We start from the raw sequence: 16,955 nt of genomic DNA, 5'->3' as shown, positions 1-16,955 counted from the left end.
AAAGGCGAAGTCGAACCCGGACAGGTAGTCCATCCAGGGCCACGGGTCGAGGAACATCCGTACCTTGTCCTCGACGAAGAGTGGGTGGGTGGTGTGGATGGGGATGTCGCTGGTTTTACCGATCAGGTGCGGAGCGTCGCCGTAGAGCAGGGTGCCGAGGGTGTAAAGGTCCTGGGCGATGTAGCGCAGGTTCGGGTACCGCTCGAGATGGTGGCGGACGATCGGGGCCATCAGGCGGACGTAGGGCGAGAGGGTGAGCGCAATCCGGTCGTCCGGGCTCAACGTGGCCTTCGTCTTGTCGATGCGAAGGCTGTCGCCGTGCAGGAACATCGACGGGCAGCCGATCTGCTCGACCGCGGAGAAGCCGAGGGTGCGCAGGTAGCTCTCGGTCACCTCGCCGCGTACCCCGATGCTGTGCGAGCGGTCGAGCACCGCCCGGCAGAAGGCGGTGACCGCCTCGTCGATCGGCCGCAGGTACTCCCGGTTGCCGTCGACGTCGGTCTGCACGCCGACGCCCAACACGACCACCGGGATCTTCAGCCGCTCGATCAGCCGCGTCATTGCCAACAACCGGTCCGCGTAGTCGCGGCGGAACGCGTTGGCCAGCGGGATCACGAAGACGTCGTACTTCTCGTTGATCTCGTCCGCGTCGCGCGGGTTCGCCCGGAGCCGCGACGGGGTGATCTCCGCGGTCGAGGTGGCCAGCAGCTTGTGCGCGGCATGGCTGAAGACCAGGTTTCCGCTGTTCTTGCCGATCCAATCCCGCTCGTAGGTTTCCTCATGGGAGATGACGTGGAATGGGCCCTTGCGGGCGCGCAGCAGAATCCGCTGATGCATCCCAATTTCCACCTTCCGGAGGGGGCACGGTGCGCCCCGACGGGAACCAGCGAGCGAAGATTCCCCATCATGTCCGTCTCCGGCGGGATGAGCAAGGGCGAGCGGAATCGGGTCAAGGTCCGGGGTTCGCACCGCGATGGCATCAAAGACTCAGTTGGAGGGCCTCTACTTGGGCGGACGCCCGCCGTACGGCTACACACTCAAGGACCTCGGAACGCACCCGAACCCGGCGAAGGCCGCCGACGGCAACGCCTCCGCGGGTTGACTCCTGACCGCAAACCGCACCTGCAGTGGGGCGGGGGCTTTGACGGTGGTGACGGTGCGGCTACTCGTCCGGCGATGGTGGCGTAGGCGGCAGTGCCGTACCGGTCGGCGAGGATGGCGAGACTGGCGATGCCGAAGCCGAGTCCGAAACTGGTGAGGGTGATGACGGCGCCCACCCGGCTTCCTGCGGCGAGGGGCATGGCGAGTCGTCCGGCGCCGCCCGGTCGCAGTCGCCAGATGGATCGCCGAACCAGGGCGAATGCCAACGCGCCGGCGCTTCCGCACAAGCCCCGATGAGGTCTCGGATTCTCTTGACGCTCCGGTGGCTTCGCGTCAAGGCAAGGGTTCGCACGGCAGGATCTGACGGCCTACCGGCGTGCTGTCGAGTCAATGGAACGCGCTCGGTTACGGGTCGCTGGTGCCTCGCGGCCGAGGCGGGCCCGGGCTCGGGCCATACGGATGGCGGCGGTCAAGGTCGTGATGTCGTAGGCGCCGTAGTGGCGGCGGCCGTTGATGAAGAACGTCGGGGTGCCGGAAACTCCGCTGGTGTCGGCCGAGTCGATGTCGCTGTCGATGCGGTCGGCGTGGGCGTGGCTCACGAGATCGTCGTGGAAGCGTTTCTGATCCAGGCCGAGGTCGCCGGCGTATGTGACGAGATCGGTGATGTTCAGCTTGTCCTGGTGGTCGAGCAGCAGGTCGTGCATCTGCCAGAACTTGCCCTGGGCGGCCGCTGCTTCGGCGGCCTCGGCGGCTAGCCGGGCATGCGGGTGCACGTCTGGCAGAGGCAGGTGACGCCACACGAAACGCAGGTCGGCGTGGCCCAGCAACTGCCGGACGGCTGGCTCGGCCTTCCCGCAGTACGGGCACTGGAAGTCGCCGTACTGCACCAGCGTTACCGACGCATCGGCTGGGCCGCGGACGTGGTCCTGCTGCTCGTCGACGTCGGGGATGAGGTCGGTCAGCTCCGTCATGTCGCCGAAGAGCGCCCGGGTGCGCTTGTCCCTGGGCAACATGTTGGTGACGCGGAACGCGGTCCAGGTCAGCGCCGAGGATACGATCGCGGCGCTGAGCACCCCGACTTTGGCCTCGGCCAGTTGGTCGCCGGTGAAGGCCAGGCTGGCGATCAGCAGCGACACCGTGAAGCTGACGCCGGCGATCGTGCCGCTGCCGAGCACGCCCGCCCAGCCCACCGCCGGACGGATGCGACCGTGTGAGATCCAGGTGAGCCCGGCCGAGGTGCCGATCACGGCGAGCGGCTTGCCGACGACGTACGCGAGCAGTACGCCCCAGGTGACAGGTGACGTGAACGCCTGGGCCAGGAATGGACCGTCGATGCTGATGCCGGCGTTGGCCAGGCCGAACAACGGCACGATGACGTAGCTGGACCAGGGGTGGTAGATGCGCTGAAGGCGGTCGTTGGGCGACAGCGTGTTCGCGAGGCCGATCGAAGCCGTACGCGCGAGCTTGGGCGTCGGCTGCTCACGGAACGACCGGAACAGCCAGCTGACCTGCTCGAGTTCAGCGCGGCCGGGCGAGTAGGCGAACGCGGTCAACCCGATGGCCAGTCCGGCCACCACCGGGTCGACTCCGCTGACCAACAGCGCGCCCCACATCACGATGGCGACCGGCGCGTACGCTGAGCCACGTCGGACGCCGGCTGCGCGGAGGGCCAGCATGACCGCGAACGCCGCTAGGGCCACCACGATGGGCGTCATCTTGATGTCGTCGCTGTAGACGAGGGCGATGACGATGAGTGCGATCACGTCGTCGACCACGAACACGGTGAGCAGGAAAATCCGGACCTGGTCGGGCACGCCGCGGCCGAGCAGTGCCAGCAGGCCCAACGCGAGGGCGGTGTCGGTCGACATGGCCACGCCCCAGCCATGCGCGCCCGGCCCCCCGTGGTTGATCGCCAGGAAGATCAGCACCGGGATCAGCATGCCGATCACGCCGGCCACGGCGGGCAGCACGAAACGTCGCCGGTCGCGTAGGTCGCCAAGGTCGAACTCGCGCCGCGTCTCAAGGCCGACGACCAGGAAGAACAGCGTCATCAAGCCGCTGTTGATCCAGGTGTGCAGGTCGCGGGAGAGCTCGAGCTGCCCGAGGCGTAGGGACAGTTGGGTGCGCCAGAGGGCTTCGTAGGAGCCGAGGTCGATGTTGGCCCAGAGCAGTGCGGTGACGATGGCGGCCACGAGGACGCCGGCGCTGCCGGACTCAGTCCGCAGAAAGGCCTGCAGCGGTGCCGCCGGATTCCGCTTCCAGATCGTTCGGCCGCTCATCTTGGTTCGGGTCACACGTCACCTTCCGGCGCGCTGGCCGGGCCAGCATGGATAGCTGGATCACGTGCCGCATCGCGGGCACGCGACCGCTCGGTTCAGTACTGATCGCGCTGCCCCAGCTGTGGCCGGCTGCGGAGCGAGCGACGCGGCCTGCCGATGCCCTTCAGGGTGCGGCCAGCTATCAGTCGTCGCGCTGGGGCGGAACGACAAGCGCTTGCTGCTCGGCTCTGATCGCCGAGCAGCAAGCGGGCCTGATTTCAGCGCGGCCCGACGAACTCGGTCCTCACGCTCCAGGCGAACTGAATCAGCAGGGTCACCGGGGACTTCTCGGCAATGTCATGCATCACCTTCAAGTCGTCGGGGTCGGGTTCTTCACTCAGCGTGATCGTGCGCTGCAGGTAACGCTCCGCGCCTTCCTGCTCGGGTTCGTGGTAGTCGATCTCGACGGTGATGTCGCCGGCGGTGTCGTACTTGTAGTCGACGTACTGCCGCAGCGTCTGAGCCGTGCACGACGCGAGCGCCATCAACAGGTACTCCGTCGGCGTCGGGCCGTCGCCGACTGCGCCGTTGTGCGGTTCATCGGCGACGAACGTGAAGCCGCGGGTGGTCATGCCCGTGCGCCGGCGCTCGTTGGCCGGAAGGACAGCTCGGGCGGATGCGACGACACGATCCTGATTGGTTTCCATCAGCCGCGCCTTCCTGTAGATCCTGGTGGTGACGGTCCAGGTACGCGGATCCAGCAGCAGCCGAGGCGCCGTCTTGGCGGGGGCTCTGGCCGGGCCTGTCACCCCGCGACCGGGTACCTCCGCAGGCTAGCCTCTGGCGGACTGTATAGTCCAATTGGTCATTGCCTGCCAGAGCCGCTCAACCTTCGATAACCATCAGCTGAGGGTGTTAAGCTGCACTGAGAGGCGCGCCAGGACCAGGATGCTTCCAGCTGAAGGGTCAAATCCCCACCTGGAGATGGACTTACAAGTCCATAGAGGCTAGGATTGTCGTCGTTCACACATCAGGGGTGGCGATCGTCGTCGCCCCCACGGCTCGGGCGAATTTGGATCCCAGACAACATGAGTAACGTCGATGCTCAGCCATCGTGCGCCACCGGCCATCGCACGGAAGACGCCGGCTTTCACCGTGCAGCGGCCGGCGCCCAGCTCGCCGGATACCGAGCCGGCAAGCGTTTCTCCCCCATCGAAGACGGCCCGCGGGATCGTGGCCGGGTGAGACAGCACGGCGAGGCTTCCCGGACGGAACATCGGATCGCGGTCCGGTCGCTGCCTCACCTGGAGCCTGGCCGTCATCGATCTCCAGGCTGATGGCACCGGCCGTGACCAGCCTGATCACGATGAAAGGGCTGGATCAGCGGGTCGGCTCGCCGGACGGCTCCGTGAGGTACGACTTGATGTGTTCCAGCGCCATGTCCAGCGCAACTTCCATGGGCGCGACGTTGTGCGCGGCGTTCGCCAGCAGGTAGCCGCCCTGCAAAGCTGCCATCAACCCCGTGGCCAACTTCTCCGGGTCGGCGTCCTGGCGCAGTGCACCGCTGTCCCGCATCCGGTGCAGACCATCACTGATCAGCTTTTCCCACGCCGCGAACGTCTCGAGCAGCATCGATCGAGCCTGCTCATCTTGATCGGACAGCTCGACCGCCATCGACCCGAGGCCGCACCCGTATCTGCCGTTGTTCAGCGAGTTGGCCTTGACCAAGGCGTTGCGCCACCGGACCAGCCCCGAGAACGATCTCAGTCGTTCGAGCCCTCCGCGCTCGCGCTGAAGCACGAGCGCGCCTCGATATTTGACCAACGCTCGCACGAGCTCCTGCTTGTCGGCGAAGTGGTGGTAGAGCTGAGACTTGCTGGTCTGGCTTGCCTCGCGGACGTCGTCAAGTGTCGTCGCGTTCACTCCGCGCACGAACATCAGCCGGTTCGCCGCCTCGAGGATCCGCTCTCGCGTCGCGATGCCCCGTTGACTGATCCTCCGCCGATTCGTCGGCGCAGCCACCTGCTCGTCGCTCATCGGTCAAGTGTATCCAGCCCGCCAGATGACCCCCTGGAAAATGGAACCTTCGGGTCCATTCGGCGCATGCGGCATTCACGGCATGGTGAATGACGAACGCGTACGGGGCCGGCTTGGCTGAAGGGGCGCCAGGTTCGGAAGATCATCGACGGCGGGAATCTTACCCGGACTATTCGGTCCTCGCCGTGCCGGCGCCACGGCTCCGGCCGCCCGGCACGGCACCCGCTCATGCTGTCACTGACACCTCGGCCCGGGTCGGCGCGCGGACCCGGGGTCCGCGCGCCGGAGGTGTCAGGCCGACGCCCGCTTCGGCAGCTTCCACCCGGGGCGGGGAAAGTGGCAGGTGTACCCGTCGGGGTAGGTCTGCAGGTAGTTCTGGTGCTCGGGCTCAGCCTCCCAGAAGTCGCCTGCCGGGGTGACCTCGGTGACAACCTTGCCGGGCCACAGGCCCGAGGCGTCGACGTCGGCGATCGTGTCCTCGGCGACCCGCTTCTGCTCGTCGTTGGTGTAGAAGATCGCCGAGCGGTAGCTGGTGCCGATGTCGTTGCCCTGGCGGTTCTTCGTCGAAGGGTCGTGGATCTGGAAGAAGAACTCGAGCAGCGCGCGGAAGTCGGTCTTCTCGGTGTCGTAGACGACCTCAATCGACTCCGCGTGGGTTCCGTGGTTGCGGTAGGTGGCGTTCGGGACGTCGCCGCCGCTGTAGCCGACGCGCGTGGAAACGACGCCGGGCTGTCGGCGGAACAGCTCCTCCATCCCCCAGAAGCAGCCGCCGGCGAGGATAGCCTTTTCGGTGGTCACGTCATCTCCCTACTTGTCGTCGGTGTCAGCGTTGGTGTCACTCGTGAACAGGGTGCGGTATTCGCCGTACCCGGCGTTCTCCAGGTCGTCGAGGTGGATGAACCGCAGTGACGCGGAGTTGATGCAGTAGCGCAGTCCACCCTTGTCGACGGGACCGTCGTTGAAGATGTGGCCGAGGTGGCTGTTCCCGTGCAGCGAGCGGGCCTCGGTCCGGATCATCCCGTGGCTGGAGTCTTGGCGCTCGACGACGTTCTCCTCGGCGATCGGCTTCGTGAAGCTCGGCCAGCCGGAGTTGCTGTCGTACTTGTCGACCGATGCGAACAGCGGCTCGCCGGACACGACGTCGACGTAGATGCCGGGCTCGTGGTTGTCCCAGTAGGCGTTGGCGAACGGCCGCTCGGTGCCGTCCTGCTGTGTCACGCGGTACTGCTCCGGGTTCAGCCGCGAAACGGCTTCCGGGTTCTTGTGGTACTCGGCCTGCTGGTGCACTGCTCTCCCTTCCGGGCCCTTCGGCACGAAGCTGGCGAATCAGGTGAAGCGCCCTCTATGCGCCGGTCGCACTCTCCTAGCCCTCCGTTGACTGGACCATGCGGTCCGGGGAATGCGCCCGGAAGCGGCTGGCCGAGCGCCGTCATCGCGGCAAACTACCTGGGCTGCATCGCTCCCACTGTAGCACCCACTTGGCCCCTAGACTGGACTTGACGGACCAGTTATACCGCGACTAGGTTGGGGCGTCCGGCTGGGAAGACGATCATCCGCGTTCGTCGTGAGCGACGCGCGCCCATCGATGCACGTGGCCGGCGTTGCCCAGGCCGGCCGGCTGCGTCCGGTAACCCCTGGCACTAGCTGTCGAAACGGGTTTCCCTGCCTGAAACGTCTGCACCAGAGCGACAGATGACCGAGGAGACAATTCCCATGAAAGCGATCGTGGTGACGGACCAGGCTGCGGGGATGGCCGGGATGACGCTGGTGGAGCGGCCTGAGCCGGAACCGGCGCTGAACGACGTCGTGGTTCAGGTTCATGCGTCGGGATTCACTCCGGGTGAGCTGACGTGGCCCTCGACCTGGACCGATCGCCTTGGCCGCGACCGGACGCCGTCGGTCCCTGGGCACGAGCTGGCGGGAGTGGTCAGCGCTCTCGGGTATGGCACGACGGGACTGTCTGTGGGACAGCGGGTGTTCGGCCTCACGGACTGGAACCGCGACGGCACCCTGGCGGAGTACGTCGCGGTCGAGGCACGCAACCTCGCGCCGCTGCCCGGCGATGTCGACTTCACGGTGGGCGCGAGCCTGCCGATCTCGGGCCTGACCGCGTGGCAGGGACTGTTCGTGCACGGCCGCTTCCAGGCGGGGCAGAGCGTCCTCGTACATGGTGCGGCCGGTGGAGTCGGCTCGATGGTGACCCAGCTCGCCAAGGAGGCCGGTGCCTACGTCATCGGCACCGGACGTGCCGCCGACCGCCAGACCGCGCTCGACTTCGGCGCGCAGGAGTTCGTCGACCTCGACAACGACGCCCTGGAGGACGTCGCCGGCGTCGATCTTGTTTTTGACGTGATCGGTGGCGACATCCAGAAGCGTTCTGCGGGTCTGGTCCGAGCGGGAGGAACGCTGGTGACCATTGCTGGCCCGCCCGAAGCGCAGCCGGCGGACGGCCTGACGGTTGATTTCGTGGTCGAGGCCGATCGCGCGCAACTGCGTGAGGTCGTCCAGCGGATCAGGGATGGTCGGCTGCGGACGAACATCGGCACCGTCGCGACCCTCGACGACGCCGTTGCCGCCTTCAACCCGACCGAGCGGATCAAGGGAAAGACGATCATCCGCGTTCGCTCGTAAGGACCCCGGAGCGAGAAGTACGTCGATGGCCTTCGCCTTCCATCGACGACATGCGGCTGGGCGAGTACGAGCGACCGCCACGACCCGGAAGTGATCTGATGACCCTCAACGAAGGCGCACCCTCCATGACCGACGCTGCCGAGCCGACCCGCTCCGCCTTCGCGCACCCCGCCGAGGCCGGACAACCCGACGGGAAAGGCACCCTCAACCAGGACCAGAGCGTCCTCATCGAGGAGGTGATCGCCGAGCCCCACGCCCCTGCGCTTGACCTCCAGGTCGTCAACGACCAGAAACTCGGCATCTACGAGGCCATCGTCGGGGACCGAGAGGTGGCCGGGCTGACCTACAACGTCGCCGGAGACGACCGAATCGTGCTGCTGGCCACCTCGGTGATCCCCGAGTTTCGCAAACAGGGCATCGCCAGGGAGCTGATCCGACGCGTCCTGGACGACGTGCGTGTGCAAGGCAAGACGGTCACCACCATGTGCCCGATCGTGCGTACCTTCATCGAGCACAACCCCGGATACGCCGACCTCATCGACCGCGAGCACCCGGGAGCATCCCAGGGTCACACCCGCTCGCCCTGAACCCACCTGCTAACGACCTGGATGGGCCCCACCTACCGGCGCAATCGCGTGGCCGCGCGACCGAAGGCCATTGGGCAGGGAGATCACTTGGGTCCATCCGTAGGGGCGCGGATGGACGGGGGCTGTTACGGAAAGAGGTAGTCAGATGAAAGCCATCGTGGTGACGGACCGGGCCGCGGGAACGGCGGGGATGAGGCTGATGGAGCGGCCCGAGCCGGACACGGCGAGGCTCGCCAGTCTTGAGGGCGCGAACTACGGCGATGTCGTCGTTGCCGTTCATGCGTCGGGATTCACCGGGAATGAGCTGGAATGGCCCTCGACCTGGGTCGATCGCTTCGGCCGTGACCGGACGCCGTCGATCCCCGGCCACGAGGTGGCCGGGGTGGTCACCGCCCTCAGCTATGGAACAACAGGGTTGTCGGTGGGACAGCGGGTGTTCGGCCTGACGGACTGGACTCGCGACGGCACATTGGCGGAGTACGTCGTCGTCGAGGCACGCAACCTCGCGCCGCTGCCGGGCGACGTTGACTTCACGGTGGGCGCAGGCGTCGCGATGGCGGGCCTGACGGCGTGGCAGGGGCTGTTCGATCACGGCCGCCTCCTGGAGGGGCAGACCGTCCTGGTGCACGGCGCAGCCGGCGCAGTCGGTTCGATGGCGACGCAGCTCGCCCGTCAGGCCGGTGCCTACGTCATCGGCACCGGACGTGCCGGCGGCCGGCAGATCGCAGTCGACTTCGGCGCGCACGAGTTCGTCGACCTCGACAACGACGCCCTGGAAGACGTCGGTGGAGTCGATCTCGTCTTCGATGTCATCGGCGGCGACATCCAGAAGCGGTCCGCGGGTCTGGTTCGAGCCGGAGGAACGCTCGTGACCGTCACGGGGCCGCCGCAGGCGCGGCCCACTGACGGCCTGGCGATCGACTTCGTTGTGGTGTCCGACCGCGCCCAGCTGGGTGAGATCGCCCGGCGGGTTCGGGACGGACGCGTGCGGACGAACATCGGCAGCGTGGCGGCCCTCGACGACGCCGTCGCCGTCCTCAACCCGACCGAGCGGACCAAGGGGAAGACCGTCATCCGCGTTCGTCCGTGAGGACTCGGAGCCAGCAATGGGGCCCGCCTGGATCAACGTCAGCTACGTGGGCCTCCAGAGACTCTGGGACGGTCAGACCAAGGAAGGCACGTATCGATGCAGCCCATGGCACCAGTGATCAACCAGGCTCACCGGGGCGGGACCTTGGAAGGGTGAGCCGATGAGCAGTGAAGGACAGGCAGTGGTAGCCGAGGAGCTGATCGACAGCCTCGATCATGGCCGCTTCGAGCTCTTCCGCGACGGCGAGCTAGTCGGCTGGCTCTACTACACCCACCTGAGGCCCAACCGGTACGCCCTCCGGCACACCGAGGTCGAGCCGAGTCATCAACACCAGGGCGTGGCGGGCGCGATGGTGCGGCGAGTACTCGACGAGATCCGCGCCCGCGAGGGCACGATCACCGCAATCTGCCCCTTCGTGGTCGACTACCTCTCGCGAACGACCGCCTATGCCGATCTGATCGACGCCCGACACCCCGGCTACTCCGATCGTGCTGCTGCCGAGTCGGCGCTCAGAGAAGCCGTCGCTGAGACCACGGGCCGCACGCCGGAGACCCGCGAATCAGAGAAGCCAAGCATGGGTCGCTGTCGGGAGTGAACAGCCCTGAAGGGGAGGATGAGTGAGACCAGAGCGGCGGGGCATCAACGCAGCAGACCCTGCGTTCCACTGTCGACGCCCCGCTCTTGGTTGGGGGCGGCGGTCAGCCAGGCGGTGACGGGACCTCCCGGTGGCTTGTCCGCGGCGTTGCGCCCGTTCAGCACGGCCTGCCATCGGACATGGCTGCCGGCGGCATTCTCGTCTGGTCGGAGCTCGACGCTGAACGCGTCGTGGAGGCCCACTCATGGCGACGGAGAACGCTGCGCAGCGACCGCGCTCCCGAGAGGGCTTATCGATGGCGGGCGGAGCGCAGCGAGTCGGCAGCTGTCAGGAGGGCGGCGCCGAGGAGCACTGTGTCCTTCAAGACGAATTGCCCCAGCAGGGAAAGGCTAAAGATCCCCTGCCTCTCCTGCCGAGCCTCGGGCGTCGTGGCCAGGAAGCTGAGCGTGGTGAGGAACATCCCGACCGCTCCCAAGCTACCGATCGCCGACGCTTTGGGCGCAAGTGGCTTCGCGGCGATCAGTGAGCCCACGGTGATCTCTGTGAGCCCGATGAGTCGGTTGAGCTTCTGGGCTCCCAGCTTCTCGCGGAACCGCGAGAACAGCGGACTCGAGGTGATCAGCGGCTCGTCATTCTCGACCTCGTACTGCTTGAACTTGAGCGCACCGATCCACAAGATGTTCGTCGCCAGTGCGGAGCGCAGGACCGAGAGGCCTACGGATGCGAGGTCATCGGCCGAGGCGTGTCGTGTGCCCATCGCTCGCTCCTAGGTCGCTGTGTCGACGGTCGGCGTGCTGGGGACCTTTACCCGCTTCGACCCGCCACACGCACCGAGGGCGCGCGCTCGTCACCACGCCGACGTCCCCCACACGACCGCCCCGTGCTGCTGCCCCGGAGGCCCCGATGCAGCGCGCTTCTGAACCGAAGGGGCAAGGGTTACGGAAGTCCCACAGGCGCGCTGCCGAACCGCCAGATAATGCGGGAGTCGGCCTGCAGTTTCTCCCCAGGGACGGCCGGCGAGCTGACCGGAATGCCGTCGAGAGGGAGCAGGATGAGCACGATGCACGCCGTGAGGGCTCACACCAGAGGCGGGCCGGAGCAGCTCGTGTACGAGGAGACGCCGCGGCCTGAGCCGGGGCCTGGTGAGGTGTTGGTGGCCGTGAAGGCTGCTTCCATGACACCTACGGAGCTCACCTGGCCGCAGACATGGACGCACAGCTCGGACGGGTCAGGGCCTGAGCGCACTCCGATCATCCCGTCGCATGAGTTCTCCGGCGTCGTCGCGGCGTGCGGGGCGGGGGTGGAGAGCCCCGTTGAGGGAGAGGCCGTCTACGGGTTGATCCCTTTCACCCGCGATGGCGCGGCCGCCGAGTACGTCGCCCTGCCCGCGGCCGTCCTGGCCGCCAAACCCGCCAGCGTTGACCACGACCACGCCGCGGCGCTCCCACTGGCCGCGCTGAGTGCGTGGCAGGCCCTGGTGGACCACGCCGGTCTGCAGGCCGGTCAGCACGTGCTGGTGCAGGGCGGCGCCGGCGGCGTGGGGATCTACGTGGTGCAGCTCGCGGCCGGTCTCGGTGCCCGCGTGAGCGCCACGGCGGCGGCGGCCGACCTGGAATTCGTCAAGGGTCTGGGCGCCGAGCAGGTCATCGACTATGCGCACGACCGCTTCGAGGATCACGTTCGCGACGTGGACGTGGTCGTTGATCTTGTCGGCGGAACCACGCAGTCGCGGTCCTGGTCAGTCCTGAAACCGGGCGGTGTGCTGGTCACTCTCGTCACCCCACCCGATGAGCAGGAAGCAGCCCGGCACGGCGTCCGCGGGGTGTATTTCATCGTCGAGCCCGACCGGAACGCGTTGCGCTCCATCGCCGAGCTCGTCGATGACGGCCGGTTGAGGCCGGTGCTGGACCGCGTGCTGCCCCTCACGGAGACGCGCTCCGGTTACGAGGCGCTCGAGACGGCCAAACGCCGCGGTAAGATCGTCATCCACGTCGCTGACTAGCCACTGCTGTCGGTGCCGCTGCGGGCACCTGCTCCCCGCTGTTCGGTCGGGGCAGCGACGGGGTAGCTGACCGCTACCCTGCACTCTGCCTGATTCTCACCCCATCGGTACGTTTCCGGCCGCCCTGACCGGGTAGCACGGGCCATGCCTGGACTGTCACTGGTGACGGTCGGCGCCAGCCTGGTGCCGGCCGATTCGGCGCAGCTGCTGCCGGCGCGCGAGCAGATGGCCTTCACCCTCGGCTTCCACATCATCCTGGTGCCGTTCGGGGTGGCCTTCACCTTCCTGATGCTGATCGCGAACGCCCGGGGCATTCGTCGGAACGACGAGACCGCCCTGCTGCTGGCCCGCCGCTGGTCGCAGGTGGCGGCGGTGCTGTTCGCCGTCGGCGCGGTCTCCGGGACGGTGCTGTCGTTCGAGCTCGGGCTGCTCTGGCCGCGACTGATGGGCACCTACGGCGCGGCGTTCGGCATCCCGTTCGCGATCGAGGGTCTGTTCTTCTTCCTGGAGGCGATCTTCGTCGCCATCTACGTCTTCGGGTGGCAGCGGATGCGACCATGGCCGCACTTCTGGAGCGGTGTGCCGGTGGTGCTGTCCGGTATCGGTGGCACGCTGTCGGTGGTCGCGGCGAACGCGTGGATGAACCAGCCGGGCGGATTCACCATGCGGGACGGCAAGATCGAGGAGGTCCGCCCGCTGGAGGTGATCTTCAACGGGGCATTCGGGTTCGAGGCCATCCACATGCTGCTGGCCGCGTACATGGTCGCTGGGTTCGTCGTGGCCGGCGTGTATGCCGCCGGGATGCTGCGCGGCCGCCGCGACCGGTACCACCGGCTCGGCCTGACGATACCGCTGACTGTCGCGGCGCTGGTCACCCCGCTGCAGATCGTCGTCGGCGACATCGCCGCGCGCGAGGTCTACCGGAACGAACCGGCGAAGTTCGCCGCGATCGAGGCCGTCGCGACCACGGGCACCCACGTGCCGGAGGTGCTGGGCGGCTACTACGCGAACGGGAAGGTGCACGGCGGCATCAAGATTCCCTCGGGGGCGTCGCTGTTGTCCGGCTACTCGCCGTCCACCCGCATCCAGGGTCTGGACGCCATCCCCGCCGAGGTGCGACCACCGGACCGCCTGGTCGCGATCGTCCACCTGAGCTTCGACGTCATGGTCGGCATCGGCACGGCGCTGCTGGGCCTCTCCGCCTGGTACGCCCTGGCCTGGTGGCGCCGCCGTGACCTGCCGCGCAGCAGATGGTTCCTGCGGGCGACCACGATCAGTGGCGTGCTCGCGGTGGTGGCGCTGGAGGCGGGCTGGGTGGTCACCGAGGTCGGCCGGCAGCCATGGACGGTCACCGGTCACCTCCTCACCCGGGACGCGGTCACCACGTCCGGCAACCTGTGGCTGTTCTTCGCCGCCACCGTCGCGCTGTACGTCGCGGTCGGCGCCACCACCGTGTACGTCCTGCGGCTGCTGCGCCGCCGCTGGCGCGACCAGGGCGGGGCGACCGAGACGGACGTGCCCTACGGCCCAGCTCGGTCCTCGCAGTCCGCACCCGCGGGAGGGCAGGCGTGAGCACCTTCGCCGCCGTCGTGCTGTTCATCGGGGTCACCGCCTATGCCGTGCTCGGCGGCGCGGACTACGGTGCGGGGTTCTGGGATCTCACTGCCGGTGGTGCGCGACGTGGGCGAAACTCACGGCACCTGATCGATCAGACGTTGGCCCCGGTGTGGGAGGCCAACCACGTGTGGCTGATCTTCTGCCTGGTGATGCTCTGGACCGGCTTCCCGTCCGCGTTCGCCGCGATCATGACCACGCTCTACATCCCGCTGGGCCTCGCCGCCCTGGGCATCGTGGTTCGCGGCAGCGGGTTCGCGTTCCGGAAGGTGGTGGTGAAGACCGACCAGCAGCGGGCGACCGGGGCGGCGTTCGCCACCTCGTCGGCGATCACGCCGTTCTTCCTCGGCACGGTCGCCGGTGGAATCGCCTCCGGGCGGGTGCCCGCCAACGGGCAGGGGAATCCCGTGACGAGCTGGGTCAATCCGACGTCGCTGCTCGGCGGAGTGCTCGCGGTCGGGGTGTGCGCGTTCGTCGCCGCGGTGTTCCTCACCGCCGAAGCCCGTACGCGCGCTGACGCCCGCCTGGAGGGCTGGTTCCGCCGGCGGGCCCAGGCCACCGCCGTGGTCACCGGCGCCGTGGCGCTGGCGGGGATCGCCATTTTGCACGCCGACGCCGGGCGCCTGTTCGATGGGCTGATCGGCCGCGGCCTGCCGTTGGTACTGGCCTCAGCGGCATGCGGGCTTGCCAGCCTGGCGCTGCTTCACCGGGCGGCGCCCCGGTTGCTGCAGGTGCTCGCCGTCGGCGCGGCCGGCACGGTGGTGGTGGGCTGGGGCGTCGCGCAGTACCCGTACCTGCTGGGCACCCACCTACGCATCGGCGAGGCCGCGGCTCCCGACGCCACCCTGGCATCGCTCACCCTTGTCGCGGCTGCGGCGCTCCTGCTCGTCGTGCCGGCCATGGCGCTGCTGTTCGTCCTGCATCAGCGAGGTCATCTGGACACCACCTGACTGCTTCCGTTCACGCTGGCGCCGGGCCGGACCGCGGCCAACCGTCCAGCCCATCCGAGCGCCGCCGGTCATCCATCCGCCCTACGCCGCCTCCGCACGGTGGAATGAGCTGCCCGCCGTCGCGCTGGCGTTCGCCGTGCTGCGCGACACCAGGCTCAACGTGCACCCCTCCGGCCGAGGGCGTCGGCGCATCACCACCTACTGCGGCGCGCCTAGCAATTCCGTTTTGACGCCGCGACGGATCAGCAGCAATGTCGGCGGCCAAGCGGTGAAGAAACCGATGATCAGCCCGACCTGGATAATGAGCCAAAACACCGGACTACCAGGCCGGAGGGTCTCATGGAAAACAACAAGATGCATTAGCGCCAGCCAACCTAACAGGGCGAGCTCGAAGACGGACACGGTCAGCAGGTCGGCTTTGAAAAATTTCCGTATTGCGGCCCACGCTCTTCGACCTCCCGTGCGTGCCTCGGCAGAGTAGCGAAATGCGATGCCAATGGCCACTGCACCTACATAGTCGCCGACGACTTCGGGCCACAGTGTGCTGCCGAACAGTTCGAAACCAACGCCGTAGGTGATAGGCGTAGCAATGATGACACCCAGGGTGCAGTGCGTCGCACAATGATAGGTCTGGATTGTCGTAGGAGCATGTCGCGACGTCCGGGGTGGGGTGCCGTGCCGGTCCAGCCACCGGGGAGACTGGGGCCTACCCCACTTTCTGTAGGTCAGGACGGCTGCTGGGCCAAGGTAGAGGGCGGTTGCCGGCCAGACTATCTCCATGATCTTGGCCGGCTGACGATATCCAAGAACAAATTGGTCAACAACGACAACGACGGTGCTGGCCAACACCACAAAGAGCGAAGCCCACGCAAGCATCACGAGCCACGTCGGTTGCACCATCATCTCCGTTCGCTCCAGGGCACTCAATGCAATGTCGGTGGCGGCGGATGTGACGAACTCCGGCACCAGGCGAGGAAGGCGAGCCGAGATGCCGCCTCAAACATGAGAGCACATCGGGCGGCGAGGCATGCGGCATCGCCCCTGCACAACATCCCGCCTTGTGGGCTAAACAATGAGCCCGATACCGAGCAATGCCGCACCGGGTTACGCGTGCCTTTACCTTGGCGCGGCTCCACGGCGCGGGTCGCGTCGGGAGGAAGCGCGAACCCCGGTCGAGCACGGCTAAGCCGTGTGTCCAGAAAGCCACAACCATTGCAACGTCCCCGGCGCGCAGTCTTAGACCGCCCAGCAACCCCGGACCGGCTGTTCGTGGCAGAGTTTCGCCAGCGCCCCGTCGAGGCAGCCTTGCGCCAGCTGATGCGCCGGCGCGGAAGCCGGAGTGGCCGGTTGCAGGCAGGGATCCAGGTACGCTGCGAGACACAATGACCGGTGATCTCCGGCGGCAGGGTCGGGAGGACGACGCGCGGCTCAACGGTCTCGCCCGGCGGCTGGACAAGCCGATGGGCGTACTCGGGCTGCTCTTCCTGCTCCTCGTGCTCGCGCAGGCCTTCGTTCACGACGAGCCACTCAGCACGGCCCTCACGGTGGCCAGCTGGGTCCTGTGGGCGGTCTTCGTCGCGGAGTTCACCCTGCGCGCCTGGCTGGCCCGCCACTGCGCGGGTGAGTTCTGGAAGCACCACTGGTGGCAGCTGATCTTCCTGGCCGTGCCCTTCCTGCGGTTCCTCCGGGCGGCGAGCGCTCTGCGGGCTGCCCGGGGCGGTGGGGTCGTCGCCGCCGCCGTCCGTGGCTCCCGGTCCGCCGGCCGGCTTCTCACCGATCGGCTGGCCTGGCTCGCCGTGGTGACGCTGACCGTCATTCTCGCTGCGGGGCAACTGCTCACGGTTACCCGCTCCTACCGCAGCTTCGGCCGGGCGGTGCACGACGCCGCGCTCACCACCATCACCGGTGAGCCGCTGCGGGCGGAGGACAGCTTCGCGCAGGTCCTGGAGCTGTTCCTGGCCGCATACTCGGTGGCGGTGTTCGGCACCCTCGCCGGCGCGGTCGGCGCCTTCTTCCTCAGCCGCGAGCGAGCCGAAACCGAACGCGGGCAGCCCGACGCGTGAGCGCCTTCCACCGCCGGGTCGCATCGA

General features: G+C 67.6%; 16 protein-coding genes. 8 read left to right on the top strand and 8 right to left on the bottom strand.

Annotated features, from left to right (window positions below):
* From ACW0Q9_RS12735 to msrB, 6 genes are all read right to left on the bottom strand, one after another.
* A partial coding sequence (locus ACW0Q9_RS12735; protein WP_456180863.1) for a polysaccharide pyruvyl transferase family protein occupies positions 1-837 on the bottom strand: 837 nt, incomplete at its 3' end.
* Positions 838-1,469: 632 nt separating this feature from the next.
* Positions 1,470-3,380, bottom strand: a complete 1,911-nt coding sequence (gene nhaA, locus ACW0Q9_RS12730; RefSeq protein ID WP_456180869.1) for a Na+/H+ antiporter NhaA — start codon at positions 3,378-3,380, stop codon at positions 1,470-1,472.
* Positions 3,381-3,637: 257 nt separating this feature from the next.
* A complete protein-coding gene (locus ACW0Q9_RS12725; protein WP_456180861.1) occupies positions 3,638-4,066 on the bottom strand; it encodes an OsmC family protein in 429 nt (142 codons plus the stop codon).
* Positions 4,067-4,739: 673 nt separating this feature from the next.
* Positions 4,740-5,396 carry a TetR/AcrR family transcriptional regulator gene (locus tag ACW0Q9_RS12720; protein WP_456180859.1) on the bottom strand — a complete coding sequence of 219 codons (657 nt, stop codon included), beginning with the start codon at positions 5,394-5,396 and terminating at the stop codon, positions 4,740-4,742.
* 291 nt (positions 5,397-5,687) lie between these two features.
* Positions 5,688-6,194: a peptide-methionine (S)-S-oxide reductase MsrA gene (gene msrA, locus ACW0Q9_RS12715; RefSeq protein ID WP_456180857.1), complete on the bottom strand. Its 507-nt coding sequence runs from the start codon at positions 6,192-6,194 to the stop codon at positions 5,688-5,690.
* A gap of 9 nt (positions 6,195-6,203) precedes the next feature.
* Positions 6,204-6,683, bottom strand: a complete 480-nt coding sequence (gene msrB, locus ACW0Q9_RS12710) for a peptide-methionine (R)-S-oxide reductase MsrB (RefSeq protein WP_456180855.1) — start codon at positions 6,681-6,683, stop codon at positions 6,204-6,206.
* A gap of 426 nt (positions 6,684-7,109) precedes the next feature.
* Between msrB and ACW0Q9_RS12705 the strand changes: the two genes are divergently transcribed.
* The 4 genes from ACW0Q9_RS12705 (at position 7,110) to ACW0Q9_RS12690 (ending at position 10,299) form a co-directional block, all read left to right on the top strand.
* On the top strand, positions 7,110-8,027 hold the full coding sequence (locus tag ACW0Q9_RS12705; protein ID WP_456180867.1) for an NADP-dependent oxidoreductase: 918 nt from the start codon (positions 7,110-7,112) through the stop codon (positions 8,025-8,027).
* Between the two features lie 98 nt (positions 8,028-8,125).
* Positions 8,126-8,614 carry a GNAT family N-acetyltransferase gene (locus ACW0Q9_RS12700; protein WP_456180853.1) on the top strand — a complete coding sequence of 163 codons (489 nt, stop codon included), beginning with the start codon at positions 8,126-8,128 and terminating at the stop codon, positions 8,612-8,614.
* Between the two features lie 145 nt (positions 8,615-8,759).
* On the top strand, positions 8,760-9,704 hold the full coding sequence (locus ACW0Q9_RS12695; protein ID WP_456180851.1) for an NADP-dependent oxidoreductase: 945 nt from the start codon (positions 8,760-8,762) through the stop codon (positions 9,702-9,704).
* A 160-nt stretch (positions 9,705-9,864) separates the two neighbouring features.
* Positions 9,865-10,299 (top strand): GNAT family N-acetyltransferase, encoded by a 435-nt coding sequence (locus ACW0Q9_RS12690; protein ID WP_456180849.1) that lies wholly within the window; start codon positions 9,865-9,867, stop codon positions 10,297-10,299.
* A gap of 289 nt (positions 10,300-10,588) precedes the next feature.
* Here ACW0Q9_RS12690 and ACW0Q9_RS12685 read toward each other — a convergent pair whose 3' ends face one another.
* The gene (locus tag ACW0Q9_RS12685; protein ID WP_456180847.1) at positions 10,589-11,056 is read right to left on the bottom strand and encodes a YkgB family protein; all 468 of its coding nucleotides are present in this window, start codon (positions 11,054-11,056) and stop codon (positions 10,589-10,591) included.
* 294 nt (positions 11,057-11,350) lie between these two features.
* Between ACW0Q9_RS12685 and ACW0Q9_RS12680 the strand changes: the two genes are divergently transcribed.
* From ACW0Q9_RS12680 to ACW0Q9_RS12670, 3 genes are all read left to right on the top strand, one after another.
* Positions 11,351-12,301: an NADP-dependent oxidoreductase gene (locus tag ACW0Q9_RS12680; RefSeq protein ID WP_456180845.1), complete on the top strand. Its 951-nt coding sequence runs from the start codon at positions 11,351-11,353 to the stop codon at positions 12,299-12,301.
* Between the two features lie 144 nt (positions 12,302-12,445).
* Positions 12,446-13,873, top strand: a complete 1,428-nt coding sequence (locus tag ACW0Q9_RS12675; protein ID WP_456180843.1) for a cytochrome ubiquinol oxidase subunit I — start codon at positions 12,446-12,448, stop codon at positions 13,871-13,873.
* The gene (locus tag ACW0Q9_RS12670) at positions 13,870-14,865 is read left to right on the top strand and encodes a cytochrome d ubiquinol oxidase subunit II (RefSeq protein ID WP_456180841.1); all 996 of its coding nucleotides are present in this window, start codon (positions 13,870-13,872) and stop codon (positions 14,863-14,865) included. Before ACW0Q9_RS12675 ends, ACW0Q9_RS12670 begins: the two co-directional genes overlap by 4 nt.
* Before the next feature lie 198 nt (positions 14,866-15,063).
* On the opposite strand, the gene ACW0Q9_RS12665 is transcribed toward ACW0Q9_RS12670, so the two are convergent.
* On the bottom strand, positions 15,064-15,831 hold the full coding sequence (locus ACW0Q9_RS12665; RefSeq protein ID WP_456180839.1) for a DUF4396 domain-containing protein: 768 nt from the start codon (positions 15,829-15,831) through the stop codon (positions 15,064-15,066).
* Between the two features lie 416 nt (positions 15,832-16,247).
* On the opposite strand from ACW0Q9_RS12665, the gene ACW0Q9_RS12660 reads away from it, so the two are divergent.
* On the top strand, positions 16,248-16,928 hold the full coding sequence (locus ACW0Q9_RS12660; protein ID WP_456180838.1) for a hypothetical protein: 681 nt from the start codon (positions 16,248-16,250) through the stop codon (positions 16,926-16,928).
* The last annotated feature ends 27 nt before the right edge of the window (positions 16,929-16,955 follow it).

It is taken from the genome of Micromonospora sp. I033 (genome assembly GCF_053890995.1).
The sequence above is the reverse complement of the archived record's forward strand: the minus strand, read 5'-3'. Positions and strand labels throughout refer to the sequence as shown.